General features: G+C 58.5%; 8 protein-coding genes and 1 tRNA gene. 5 read left to right on the forward strand and 4 right to left on the reverse strand.

The annotated features are described in order from the left end of the window. Position 1 precedes the first annotated feature (1 nt). The 3 genes from A3EC_RS11850 to A3EC_RS0108320 form a co-directional block, all read right to left on the reverse strand. Positions 2-1,246, reverse strand: a complete 1,245-nt coding sequence (locus A3EC_RS11850; RefSeq protein ID WP_018024726.1) for a restriction endonuclease subunit S — start codon at positions 1,244-1,246, stop codon at positions 2-4. Next, the gene (locus A3EC_RS0108315) at positions 1,246-3,207 is read right to left on the reverse strand and encodes a type I restriction-modification system subunit M (protein WP_018024727.1); all 1,962 of its coding nucleotides are present in this window, start codon (positions 3,205-3,207) and stop codon (positions 1,246-1,248) included. Before A3EC_RS0108315 ends, A3EC_RS11850 begins: the two co-directional genes overlap by 1 nt. A 289-nt stretch (positions 3,208-3,496) precedes the next feature. Continuing rightward, a tRNA-Leu gene (locus A3EC_RS0108320) sits at positions 3,497-3,570 on the reverse strand. 225 nt (positions 3,571-3,795) lie between these two features. Here A3EC_RS0108320 and polA point away from each other — a divergent pair. After that, positions 3,796-6,468, forward strand: a complete 2,673-nt coding sequence (gene polA / locus A3EC_RS0108325; protein ID WP_026162342.1) for a DNA polymerase I — start codon at positions 3,796-3,798, stop codon at positions 6,466-6,468. A gap of 164 nt (positions 6,469-6,632) precedes the next feature. Beyond that, positions 6,633-8,072, forward strand: a complete 1,440-nt coding sequence (locus A3EC_RS0108330) for a tryptophanase (protein ID WP_245532961.1) — start codon at positions 6,633-6,635, stop codon at positions 8,070-8,072. Positions 8,073-8,075: 3 nt separating this feature from the next. On the opposite strand, the gene A3EC_RS0108335 is transcribed toward A3EC_RS0108330, so the two are convergent. Next, entirely contained in the window at positions 8,076-8,930 is an 855-nt protein-coding gene (locus A3EC_RS0108335) for a class I SAM-dependent methyltransferase (RefSeq protein ID WP_018024730.1), read from the reverse strand. 156 nt (positions 8,931-9,086) lie between these two features. On the opposite strand from A3EC_RS0108335, the gene rpsA reads away from it, so the two are divergent. The 3 genes from rpsA (at position 9,087) to coaE (ending at position 13,690) form a co-directional block, all read left to right on the forward strand. After that, entirely contained in the window at positions 9,087-10,547 is a 1,461-nt protein-coding gene (gene rpsA, locus A3EC_RS0108340) for a 30S ribosomal protein S1 (protein WP_018024731.1), read from the forward strand. A gap of 340 nt (positions 10,548-10,887) precedes the next feature. Further along, the gene (locus A3EC_RS0108345; RefSeq protein WP_018024732.1) at positions 10,888-12,960 is read left to right on the forward strand and encodes a glucose PTS transporter subunit IIA; all 2,073 of its coding nucleotides are present in this window, start codon (positions 10,888-10,890) and stop codon (positions 12,958-12,960) included. Between the two features lie 112 nt (positions 12,961-13,072). Next, positions 13,073-13,690, forward strand: a complete 618-nt coding sequence (gene coaE, locus A3EC_RS0108350; protein WP_018024733.1) for a dephospho-CoA kinase — start codon at positions 13,073-13,075, stop codon at positions 13,688-13,690. Positions 13,691-13,719 lie beyond the last annotated feature (29 nt).

The following is a 13,719-nucleotide window of genomic DNA, read 5'->3' on the forward strand; positions in this document are numbered from 1 at the left end:
CTTAGTGCACCTCAATCTGTCCGGTGACGGCGGCGGTAATCAGGGCAGACCTACGCTCGGTGAGCAGGTCTTTCAGTTGCTGGGTCTTAGCCAGCATCGCGTCGATACGTGCGGTGGTCTCGTCCAGGTGCTGGACTAGGCGCTCCTGCTCGTCCAGTGGTGGGAGGGGGACTTTGAACATTCCCAATTGCTCAGCGCCCAAGTTCGGTTGTGCAGAACCAGTTTCGGAAAAGGTAATTTGATCTCGGATGATGTTGGACGATAGGACGTAGGCCATCATTTCGGGGAGGTAACTCCCATTAGAGGTCAAACAGCAAACCGAGCTGGCAAGACTGCCTTCATCGAAACTGACGATACCGAACTTGCCCAGCGACCCGCGAAGGCAAAAGATGATGTCGCCCTTCGCCAGTTTCGCTCCACCCATCTTTGCGTACTTTTCAGCACTAACGAATTTTGCATTATCCAAGGAAACACGGCCGTTTACGAGGTCACCGGCATTGATGAAAGGGATACCCGTCTCTTGAATCTCGCTTGGTTTCGGGTAGTTTTCCCCTCTATCGCCATTGGTGATTTTGAACAAACTCGAAACAGAAGCAAGCGCCCAATGCGACGGAATACGTGGAAACGGCCCAAAGCCCGTATCAATCTGCGAGTTAGAACTGCCCTGCAATGCTTGGTGAATCTCGTTCTTTCGGCGCTCCTCCAGCAACCGGCCCAGACCATCGAGCTTGTCCAGCATCGCGTCAATCTCGCTGGTTTCGCGGTCCAGGTAGTCCGCGATGGCGCGCTGGGTGTCCCGGTTGGTATGAATAACTGGGTAGTCTCCAAGGAACTGCGGTGAAATACGGCGAAGGTTTCCCACCCCCTGGAGATTGTGGGCACCTTCATCTAAGAATGGCTGTGAACGTAGGACGTAGCAAAGAAAACGTGCGTCTGCGTTCGGGAGTGCCCGTACAACATGTACTTCTGTACTTGCCAGACCGACATCAGTACCTTGATTGGCAAGCATTGCTCGTCCCGCCTCAAATGTTGGCGTGATCTTCGGCACGAGAACATCCCCTCGGGTGTAAGAGGTATAGCTCATTCCCTTTTTCTTGTATTCAATGACTCGGGAAAAATCTCCACCCCCTGCGGGCCAGATGGTCTCCAATGGGAGAAACGTGACATTCGAGCCATTCTCCACCGCGGAAAACCCGTCAGAGGTGGGGTTAACTTCCGCAAACGCCTTTAGAGGTACCGTCTCCATTACCGCTTCACCTCCTGGAACATGTCCATGAGCTCGCCCATGACCTGCTGGACGTCAGCATCGATCTCGGCCAACGGACGTACCTCCTCCGGCACGTAGAACAGGCGGGTGAACGGAATCTCATACCCGATCTTGGCCGCGGACTCGTCCCAGGTCACATCCGGCGCGAATGGCAAGACCTCGCGGCGCATGTGCTCGTCCACGTCCTCGGTCAGCGGGATGCGCTCGGTCATCTTCCAACCCGCCACGGAGACGGGCTGTCCCTTGTGATCGACCGCGGCCGGGGCATTGTCATCGTGGACGGCCATGGCCTGCATGATCGCGGTCATGAGTCCGACCGGCATCTTGAGACCACGCACCTTGGCCTTGGTCTTGAGCAGGTCCGGCAACTCGTTCCAGACCGCGCCGTCCACCCCGCGCATGAGCTCGACATGTGCGTCCGTGAAGGACTTGTGAGCGCGGGCCTGTTCCACTGCCTGGTCAGAGAACTGGGTTACGTACCGTTCCTGGCGGTAGACCGGTACGTCCCTAAACCCAAGATCGTCCGCGGTCACGATCTTGGAAATATTCGAGTCCTCGAACGCGGTGTACGCCTTGGTAATGACCTCGCGGTCGGCAGGGGTCAGCTCGCGGCGCTTGTCACCCATGCCTTTACGCATCGGGGTCCACTGGTCGGCGGCGTTAATGAGCTGAATCTTGCCCCGGCGGTGTGGCTCCTTGTTCTTGTCCAAAATCCAGATGTAGGTGGCAATGCCGGTGCCGTAGAACATGGAGGTGGGCAGTGCGATGATCGCGTCCACCAGGTCTTCGTTCAGCAGCCAGGCGCGGATACGGTCGGGCCCGGACTCGGGAGCGCCCGTGAACAGGGGAGAGCCGTTGAGGACAATGCCCGCACGCCCGCCGCCGGTTTCACCATGGGCGGGCGTGAGCTTGTGCACCACATGGGACAGGAACAGCATTTGACCATCGGACTTGGCGGGCAGGCCGTGGCTAAAGCGGGAACCCTCCTTGTTTGCTTCCTTGGATACCTCGCTGTGCACGGCGGACCAGTCGGAGCCGTACGGTGGGTTGGTCAAGATGTAGTCGAAGGTCTGGCCCTCAAAGCGGTCGTTGACCAGCGTATCGCCCTGGAGAATAGACTCCGGCTTGTTGCCGAGCATAATCAGGTCTGCTTTACCGATGCCGTAGGCGTAGTCCATCAACTCCTGGCCGTGGAGCGAGACCTGCACGTTGCGGTTGAGAGCCTTGAGCTCGTTCTTGGCCACGAGCAGCATGCCGCCCGTTCCGGCGCACGGATCGTAGACGGTACGGCTGGGAGAGTCACCGGACAGGCCTGTGTCATCAGAGGAGAACAAGATGTCCACCATGAGGGAGATCGCGTCGCGCGGGGTGTAGAACGCACCCGCGCCCTTACCCTTGGTGTTGAACGCGCGGTACATGATGTCCTCGAACATGTCGCCCATCGCGGTGTCGGGCAGCAGGTCCGGGTGCATATCGATGCCTGCGAAGTGCTGTACCACGCCATAGAGTCGGCCCGCGCCCTGGAGGGTGTCGATCTTGTCGTAGAACTTGAACGCGGTCCAGATGTCGGTCAGGTTTTCGGAGAACGAGTCGAGGTAGATGGTGAGGGCTTTGTCCACATTGTCGTCGTTGCTACCGATGGACTTCATCGTGTGCTTGGACGTGTTGTAGAACGGTAGGTCCAGCTCATGCATGGCGCGCAGGCGAAGCATACGCGGGTTCACATCCCCGTTTTTCTTCATAGACGTATGCAGCTCGTCAAAGGCCTCACGCTTGTCCGCCAACATGCACTCGATTCGGCGCAGGACAGCGAACGGGATGATGTAGTCGCCGTACTCCTCCGGCTCCACCACGCTACGCAAATACCTGTCTGCCGTGTTCCACACGGCGTTGGCTGTGGTGCTGCGTGCGTGAGCGATCTGCTCAGGGGTCGGTGACATGGTGCTCCATTCAAATAACAGCGGTGTGTTTTTATTATCGTAGCAGGTCAGAGCCGTTTTTGATGGTATGTCCCTCTTGATTAGTGTCAGCTGCGGGCCTGCTACCTTGGCAGTATGTCACGGGCCTCGGACGCCTCACCCGCACGTCTCGAACAGGCAGGCGAGGATAGAGGAAAACCGACTCTACCTGCGGTAGGGCCGGTTTTGTCGTTTTGTGCGTCATCGTGCACAGCGGGGGAGGTTTACGGAACGTTTTGCACGAATAAACGGAAATCCCCGGTTAAAGTTGTGCCCCTGGTGAGACTCGAACTCACACTGGACGGGTTTTGAATCCGTTGCCTCTGCCAATTGGGCTACAGGGGCGCACACTCATTGCGTCAATAAGTGCTTTTACTCGAAGTAAAAGCACATCAATGCAACTCGCCAAATAATAGCGCCCGCAGCCTGAAATCTCCAAGTTGCCTAGTCGGGCGGGTAAAACACCAGAGGCTAACCTCCTTGTCTGACACCTCTCCTACACTGGGGTACGTGACTGAAGTGAATGCTGACCGCAACCCATCCGCGCCAACGACGCCAACCAAACGCCTCATGCTCATCGATGGGCATTCGATGGCCTTTCGTGCATTCTTTGCTTTGCCGGCAGAGAACTTTTCGACCACTGGCGGGCAACACACCAACGCGGTTTATGGCTTTCTCTCCATGCTGGTCAATCTACTGAATGAAGAAAAACCAACGCACGTTGCCGTTGCTTTCGATATTGGCCGCAAGACCTTCCGCACCGATCGCTTCCCGGAGTACAAGGCTCAGCGGGATGCCACACCGCCAGAATTTAAGGGGCAGGTGGAACTGCTGAAGGAAATTCTGCAGGAAATGGGGCTAGTTAGCCTGGATAAGGAAAACTACGAGGCTGACGACATTATCGCAACCCTAGCCACCCAAGCGACTACTGCGGACTTTCAGACCTACATTGTCACCGGAGACCGTGACTCCTTCCAGCTGGTCAATAACACCACTACCGTGCTCTACCCAATGCGCGGCGTCTCAAACCTGCACCGATTCACCCCAGAAGCAGTCGAAGAGAAATATGGGCTGACCCCGCAGCAGTACCCGGACTATGCGGCGCTGCGCGGTGACCCGTCCGACAACCTGCCGGGCATTCCGGGTGTGGGGCAGAAGACCGCCGAGAAGTGGATTGTGAACTACGGCAGCCTTGATGAGCTGATTAAAAACGCCGACGAAATCCGAGGCAAAGTCGGCGACAATCTGCGTCAGCGACTCGATGCTGTCCTGCTCAACCGTGAACTCACCGAGATGGTCAAGGACCTACCCTTGCCATATCAGCCAGATGAGCTGGAACTACGCCCAGCCAACGGTACCGGCATCGCCCGCGTCCTTGATTCCCTGCAATTCGGCACCAACCTGCGCGAGCGCATTTTCGCCGCGCTGAACATCGATAGCTCCGACGCTGACACGCCAGACCCAGATGCCCGCGTCGCCGTCGTCAACACCATCGCCGAAGGCGAACTCGACGCATGGTTGGAAGAGCACGTAGCTGGCCAGCCTGCCGCCATCGCTGTGCAAGGCAACGGTTCGCCAACTGAAGGCGACACCACTCGCGTTGCCATCTGCGCACCCGACGGCGAAACCGCAGTGCTCTACCTGCCCGAACTCGACAGCACGGACGAGAAGGTCCTCACCGACTTCCTTTCGAATCCTCAGCAGCCAAAACTCTTCCACGAGGCGAAGCTGGCCTGGCATATGCTGCACGCCCGTGGCATCACGATCGCTGGCCTACAACACGACACCGCCATCGCCTCCTACCTGCTGCGCCCAGGCCAGCGCACCTACGAACTAAAAGACGTGCTGCAGCGCCATCTGCAACGAACCCTGACCCTTGATACCGCCGATGACGGCCAACTCAGCCTGCTGGAAACCGACGAACCAGACTCCTCCGACGTCGCCATTGCCAATGAAGCCGCCGCTATCTACGACCTCGCCGAAGCGCTGGTCATCGAACTAGAAGCCATCGAAGCACGCGAACTCTACGAACGCCTCGAACTGCCACTCGTTTTCGAGCTCGCCGAGATGGAATCGGTCGGCATTGCTGTTGATCGCGCCGCCCTGGAATCCCTCCGCGACGAATTCCAAGACCTGCTGCTGCAGTCCGAGGAAGAAGCCCGCTCCCTGGTTGGCAAACCAGACCTCAACGTCGCAAGTCCAAAGCAGCTCCAAGCCGTGCTTTTTGACGAGTTGGATATGCCGAAAACCAAGAAAACCAAAACTGGTTATTCCACTGCGGCGAAGGAGTTGGAATCACTCCAGGCTTCCCATCCACACCCGTTCCTTGGGGCGGTGCTGCAGTACCGCGAAAACCAGAAGATGAAGTCGACCATTGAAGGTCTGCTCGATGCCGTCGCAAGTGATGGCCGAATTCACACCACGTTCAACCAAACAGTTGCTGCCACCGGCCGCCTCAGTTCCACTGAGCCGAACCTGCAGAACATTCCGGTGCGCACCGAAGCTGGCCACCGGATTCGCGCCACATTCGTAGTCGGCGATGGCTACGAAACGCTGCTGACCGCTGACTACTCGCAGATTGAAATGCGCGTCATGGCACACCTATCCGGCGACCCCGGCCTCATCGACGCCTACCAACGTGGCGAAGACCTGCACAATTACGTCGGCTCCCGAGTCTTCAACGTCGGCATCGACGAAGTCACCCCAGAATTGCGCCGCCGCGTCAAAGCTATGAGCTACGGCTTGGCCTACGGCCTGTCCGCCTTCGGTCTGGCTGGCCAGCTCGGTATCTCCGGTGGGGAAGCGAAGAAGCTGATGGAAGACTACTTCGACCGCTTCGGCGGAGTGCGCGAATACCTCGACCGCGTCGTCGACCAAGCCCGTCGCGACGGCTTCACCGAAACGCTCTACGGCCGCCGCCGCTACCTGCCGGAACTGACCTCGACCAACCGGGTTGCCCGTGAGAACGCGGAACGCGCCGCGCTGAACGCACCAATCCAGGGCACCGCCGCCGACATTATTAAGGTGGCGATGCTGCGCGTGAACGCCCGCCTCGCCGAAAAGGACCTGAAATCCCGGATGCTGCTGCAGGTCCACGACGAACTGGTAATGGAAGTCGCGGCAGGGGAGCGCGACCAGGTCGAAGAGATTGTCCGAGCCGAAATGGGCTCGGCCATCGACCTGCGCGTACCACTCGATGTCTCCGTCGGCGCGGGACAGAACTGGAACGAGGCCGCCCACTAACGCCACAACCCGAACGCCGCCCCAAACCGTCAAAAAGCCCCCAAATTTGCCACCGAAACAAGGTAGCAAATATGAATATGTGAGAATAGGGGGAAACTCTGGGGTGGCACCATGTGGGCCGCCTCGCATCGCCGAGCACAAAAGGACTGTTCACCGTGTCGAAAGTGACTTTTTACCGAGGCCAGCAACTGCCACTGGAAATGCACAAAGTGCGCATTATCCAGAAGCTGACCCTGCTGCCGATTGAACAGCGCCGCGAAGCGCTCGAAGGCGCCGGTTTCAACACCTTCCTGCTGCAGAACTCCGACGTGTTCCTCGACATGCTCACCGACTCCGGCGTCAACGCCATGTCCCAGGACCAGCAAGCCGCGATGCTCATGGCCGACGACGCCTACGCCGGCTCCGCGACCTACACCCGCATGCACGACAAGCTCATCGAAATTTTCGGCATGGACTACTTCCTGCCAGCGCACCAAGGCCGCGCCGCGGAGAACATCATCAGCCAGACGATGATTCGCCCGGACACCGTCGTGCCGATGAACTACCACTTCACCACCTCCAAGGCGCACATCGTCGCCAATGGGGCAGAGGTGCTCGAATTCATCCGCCCCGAAGGCCTAGAAGTCACCTCCGACCACCCATTTAAAGGCAACTTCGACGTTGAAAAGCTGAAAGAGCTTATTGACGAAAAGGGCGCCGACTCGATTAGCTACGTGCGCATGGAAGCAGGTACTAACCTCATCGGTGGCCAGCCATTCTCCCTGGAAAACCTGCGCGAAACTGCCGCAGTCTGCCGGGAACACAATGTGCCGCTGGTGCTGGATGCGTCGCTGCTGGCGGACAACCTGTACTTCATTAAGACCCGCGAAGAAGCATGCAAGGACATGTCGATTCGGGAAATCACTCGCGCGATCGCTGATGAGACGGACGTGCTGTACTTCTCCGCGCGCAAGCTCGGCTTTGGTCGCGGTGGCGGCATCTGCATCCGCGATGAAGAGACCTTCAAGAAGATGCGCGGCTACGTGCCAATGTTTGAAGGCTTCCTGACCTACGGCGGCATGTCGGTCCGCGAAATGGAAGCAATTACTGTCGGCCTGGACGAAACCATGGACGAAGACATGATTAACCAGGGTCCACAGTTCATTGAATACATGGTGACGGAACTGGACCGCCGCAATATCCCAGTGATTACGCCAGCAGGTGGCCTGGGTGCGCATGTCGACGCGATGCGCTTTGTCGACCACATCCCACAGCAGGAATACCCAGCAGGTTCGCTGGCAGCGGCGCTGTACTTGGTTTCAGGTGTGCGCGGTATGGAACGCGGCACCATGTCCGAACAGCGTGACGCTGAAGGCAATGAGCCACTAGCTGACATGGAACTGGTGCGCCTGGCGATGCCGCGACGGGTGTTCACACTGTCGCAGGTCAATTACGCGATCGACCGGCTGGATTGGCTGTACCAGAACCGTCGCCTGATTGGCGGCATGGAATGGGAAGAAGAACCAGAAATCCTGCGCTTCTTCTACGGCCGCATGCGCCCAAAGAGCGACTGGGTGAGCGCGCTGGTGAAGAAGTTCCGCGAGGACTTCGGCGACTCGTTGTAGGCGCTAGCGCTTCTGGCACACGAATATCGCGGTGCCAGGGAAGAGCTCCCCACGCAGCTTCGACCACTGGCCAAAAGGTTCCGGGTCAGTGGCTGGCCACTCCGGTTCAATCAGATCCTCTAGATGGAAGCCCGCCGCGTGCAGGTCTCGGATGCGGTCGCCGAGGGTGCGATGGTGCTCCACATAGGTGGCAACTCCATTGCTGTCGCGCTCCACATACGGGGTTCGATCGAAGTAGGAGACCGCTGGGATGAGTCCAGCAGGGCCCGGATCGTCTGGGAAAACCCAGCGCATGGGGTGCGTGACCGCGAATACCCAGCGACCGCCGGGGCGCAGTACTCGCGCGACCTCTGCCATGAGCGCGCCCGAATCGGCGACAAACGGCACCGCACCGAAAACCGAGAATGCGATATCGAAAGCCTTGTTGGAAAAGGGCATGTGTGCGGCATCTGCCTGCACGAGAGTCGGACCCATATCGTCAATAAGCTCAACTTCGCCTGAAACCTGGCGGCCGGAAACCTGCCGACCCTGCGCCAACATGCCGTAACTAATGTCAAAGGCTGTGACGCTGCGGGCCTGGCGGTTAGCGGTCAGCCAGCGGGAGCATGGGGCAGAGCCACAGCCAACTTCCAGGACATCGAGGCCGGTGACATCGCCGAGGAGGTTGGCGGTGTCTTCGTGCAGCATTTCTGGGCACCAGTAGAAGCTGGAGAGGTAGGCGGGGTGGTCGCGGTGATAGTCGACGGCGTCGTGGTCCCACCAGTGGCGATTAGCGGTAGCAGACTCGGTGGCGTCGGCAAAGCCATATCCAGCGACGGCATCTGAGGAATACTGGGGATCACCCAACGAACTCGACATGAAACTCCTTTAGTGCGTGAACTTGTTTTGCCGGGGCAGGCGGGGTAAAGTTCAGCAGGCGTGTGCGCTATTCGACACTTGTGCAGGGATTGCACAGGTTAAGCGTACAGATTCTGTCCAATTCTATTTCCTATCCGCTATCGGAGCACTCCACATATGTCCACCTCTAACACCCCTCAGGTTGCCATCAACGACATTGGCACCGCTGAGGATTTCCTTGCCGCTGTCGACTCCACGATCAAGTACTTCAACGATGGTGACATCGTTGAGGGCACCATCGTCAAGGTCGACCGCGACGAGGTCCTGCTCGACATCGGCTACAAGATGGAAGGCGTCATCCCTTCCCGAGAGCTGTCCATCAAGCACGATGTCGACCCATCTGAGGTGGTCGAGGTCGGCGACGAGATTGACGCTCTGGTCATCACCAAGGAAGACAAGGACGGACGTCTGGTCCTTTCCAAGAAGCGTGCACAGTACGAGCGCGCTTGGGGCACCATCGAGGAGCTCAAGGAAAAGGACGAGCCAGTTACCGGTACCGTCATCGAGGTCGTCAAGGGCGGCCTGATCCTGGACATCGGCCTGCGTGGCTTCCTGCCTGCATCCCTGGTTGAAATGCGCCGCGTTCGTGACCTGCAGCCATACATTGGCCAGGAAATCGAAGCGAAGATCATCGAGCTGGACAAGAACCGCAACAACGTTGTGCTGTCCCGCCGCGCATGGCTCGAGCAGACCCAGTCCGAGGTCCGCTCCGAATTCCTGCACCAGCTGCAGAAGGGCCAGGTCCGCAAGGGTGTCGTTTCCTCCATCGTCAACTTCGGTGCATTCGTGGACCTGGGTGGCGTAGACGGACTGGTTCACGTTTCCGAACTGTCCTGGAAGCACATCGACCACCCTAACGAGGTTGTTCAGGTTGGCCAGGAAGTCACTGTCGAGGTTCTGGAAGTTGACCTGAACCGCGAGCGCGTGTCCCTGTCCCTGAAGGCAACTCAGGAAGACCCATGGCGCGTCTTCGCCCGCACCCACGCAATCGGCCAGATTGTTCCGGGCAAGGTCACCAAGCTGGTTCCATTCGGTGCATTCGTTCGCGTCGAAGAGGGCATCGAGGGCCTGGTTCACATCTCCGAGCTGGCACAGCGCCACGTGGATGTTCCAGACCAGGTTGTTGGTGTTGGCGAAATGGCAATGGTCAAGGTCATCGACATCGACCTCGAGCGTCGTCGTATCTCCCTGTCCCTGAAGCAGGCTGACGAAGACTTCACCGAAGAATTCGACCCAGCGAAGTACGGCATGGCCGACTCCTACGATGAGCAGGGCAACTACATCTTCCCAGAAGGCTTCGACCCAGAGACCAACGACTGGATGGAAGGCTTCGAAACCCAGCGCGCTGAGTGGGAAGCTCGTTACGAAGAGGCTGAACGCCGTCACCAGCTGCACGCAACTCAGATTGAGAAGAACCGTGCCGCTGCTGCCGAAGCTGCAGAAGCTCCTTCCGAGTACTCCACCGGCTTCGAGTCTGCACCAGCTGCAGCCGCTGAAGAGCCAGCTCAGACCTCCGGCACCCTGGCATCCGACGAGCAGCTCGCTGCTCTGCGTGAGCGCCTGGCCGGTGGCAACTAAGCCGCAACCGCGACAGTGTGCGCAAGCTACTAGGTAGCTTGCCGCGCTAACGCGCACAGAGCGCCCCGCATGGGAACCGTAATGGTTTCCGGCGGGGCGCTTTCGTCATTTGGGAACAGCCACAAATAGGGCGCAAATCATAATAAACCCATGTGGTTTTCGTTGTGTTTCGGTCAAAACGGGCATAGAATTGGGTTTGTCCGTTGGATAGCTTGTTGATTGCCACGGGAGAACTTTTTGGGAATCGAAAAGCCATTCAACTGCCCGTTCGGGGATACCCGTCCGGACATTCCTCTGCGCCCCATGTAACCGGGCGCAACCTTCAATGAAAGGTCCCAACATGGCGTCAACCACGACCACGACGTCGCAGTTTATCCTGGACCATCTCGGTGGTCCGGAAAATATTCGGCAAATGAGCCACTGTGCGACGCGACTGCGGTTCCAACTCGACGATGTCAGCAAGGTCGATGACAAAGCGCTCGACTCTGACCCTAAAGTCCTCGGCACCGTGCCCCAAGGCGATCACGGCTACCAGGTAGTCATGGGCGGCTCCGTCGCCAACTACTACCAAGAACTGCTCAGGCTCCCAGGAATGGAGCACTTCGGCGATAGCACCGGCGGCGGTCCGAAGCGCGATGCCTCCGGCAAGAAGCAGTACGAGGGCGTTCGCGGCCGCTACGACTGGGTCGACTACGCCTTCGAGTTCCTGTCCGACACCTTCCGCCCAATTCTGTGGGCTCTGCTCGGCGCCTCGCTGATTATTACGCTGCTGGTGCTGGCCGACACCTTTGGCCTGCAGGACTTCCGCGCCGACATGGCAGACCAGCCAGACACCTACGTCTTCATGCACGCCATGTGGCGTTCGGTGTTCTACTTCCTGCCAATCATGGTGGGTGCCACCGCCGCCAGGAAGCTGGGCGCGAATGAATGGGTCGGCGCTGCGATTGCGGCAGCCTTCCTGACCCCAGAGTTCCTTGCCTTGGGTGAGGCTGGTGACACGGTTCAGGTCTTCGGCCTGCCGATGGTGCTGAATGGCTACGCCGGTCAGGTGTTCCCACCACTGATCGCCGCTATTGGTCTGTTCTGGGTTGAGAAGCTACTCAAGTGGATCATCCCAGAAGCAGTCCAAATGGTGTTCGTGCCATTCTTCTCGCTGCTCATCATGATTCCAGCGACCGGGTTCCTGCTTGGCCCATTCGGCATCGGTATCGGTAACGGTATTTCTGATCTGCTCTACGCAGTCAATGACTTCTCGCCATTCATCCTGGCGATTATCGTCCCAATGCTTTACCCATTCTTGGTGCCACTGGGTCTGCACTGGCCACTGAACGCCATCATGATTCAGAACATCAACACCCTCGGCTACGACTTCATCCAGGGCCCAATGGGTGCGTGGAACTTCGCCTGCTTCGGTGTCGTCACCGGTGTGCTCATCATTTCCCTGCGTGAGCACAATAAGCAGATGCGTCAGGTGTCCATGGGTGGCATGTTGGCAGGTTTGCTCGGCGGTATTTCCGAGCCTTCCCTCTACGGTGTCTTGCTGCGCTTTAAGAAGACGTACCTTCGTCTGCTGCCAGGCTGTTTCGCCGGTGGTGTCGTCATGGGTATTTTCGACGTCAAGGCCAGCGCCTTCGTGTTCACCTCGCTGCTGACCATCCCTGCGATGGACCCAATGCCTGGTTACGCCATCGGTCTGGCCGTTGCCTTCTTCACCTCCTTCTTCCTAGTGGTCTTCTTCGACTACCGCGGTGTGGAGGAGAAGAAGCAGGTGCTGGCAGACTTGGCTGAAGCCCGCGAAGCCGAAGCGCTCGAAGCTGACGGCACTGCCGATGACACTGCCGATGACGCGGCAGAAGCTGATGCCGCTCCGGCCGCTGCGACCGCCGCAGCTCCAGCCGCCGCAACTGCAACCGATTCTGATGCCGCAACCGAGGAGCGGGAGTTCTCCCTCACCGCACCACTGGAAGGCACTGCTGTTGCACTGTCGGAGATCCCAGATCCAATGTTTGCTGGGGAGCGTCTTGGCAAGGGTATTGCCATCATTCCATCCGGTGATACCGTCTTTGCGCCAGCGGACGGCAAGGTGCTCACCGTGCAGAAGTCCGGTCACGCGGTGGGCTTGGCGTTGGACAATGGTGTCCAGTTGTTGGTCCACATCGGTATCGACACTGTTGAGATGGCCGGTAAGGGCTTCGAGGTGCTCGTGGAGAAGAAGCAGCGTGTCACCCGAGGTACACCGCTGATTAAGTTCGACCGCGCCACCATTGAGGAAGCGGGCTTCAACCCGATTACCCCAGTGCTCATCACCAACACCCGCAAGTTTGAGTCGGTGACCGGTCTGCCAACCCAGGCCGCGACTGTCAACACCAAGGTCATTGACTTGGTGCGCAAAGCCCCAGTCGCTGCGGAGTAGCGTGCGTCTGCGCTAACTGAATAACTCGCTGTTCAGCGGACTGGCACCCACTGCCGCTAGCTTTTTCTCGGCTAGCCGCGGTGGGTGCTTTCAGTTGCGTAGACTCAGAAGCATGCTTCTCATCGGACTTACCGGCGGTATTGGTAGCGGCAAATCCACCGTGGCCAGACTGCTTGCGGACCACGGCCTACCCATCGTCGACGCCGACCAGATCGCCCGGGACATTGTTGAACCCGGTCAACCAGCGTTAGCAGAGCTTGTTGACGTTTTTGGGCCCGAAGTCTTATTAGATTCTGGCGCGTTGAACCGGGCAGAGTTAGCAGCCCGTGCGTTCGCCACTCCGGAAGCCACCGCGAAACTCAACGCGATTACGCACCCGCGGATTCAGGCGGAAACCACAAAGAAGTTCGCGCAGGCGCAGCTCGCGGGCCACAAAGCCGTGGTTTATGACATGCCGCTACTCATTGATAATGGGCTGCATCTTGGGATGTCACTGACGGTTGTGGTGCACGCGGACGTCAATAAGCGCATTGAACGGCTAAAAACCTACCGCAACATGCCGGAAGCCGACGCACGGTCGCGGATTGCGGCGCAGATTGATGATGCCACGCGGCTCGCGGCGGCGGATGTGGTTATTGATAACAATGGGGCAGAGGCGGAGTTGGCGCCACAAGTCGCGGCGCTGATTGCGAAAATTGATGAGCTCGCGGCGGAAAAACAAGGCGACTAGGTCTGTCTGAACTCTGCCGTAGGATAGTG

The sequence above is a fragment of the Corynebacterium ulceribovis DSM 45146 genome, from assembly GCF_000372445.1.
In the GTDB taxonomy this organism is placed as follows: domain Bacteria; phylum Actinomycetota; class Actinomycetes; order Mycobacteriales; family Mycobacteriaceae; genus Corynebacterium; species Corynebacterium ulceribovis.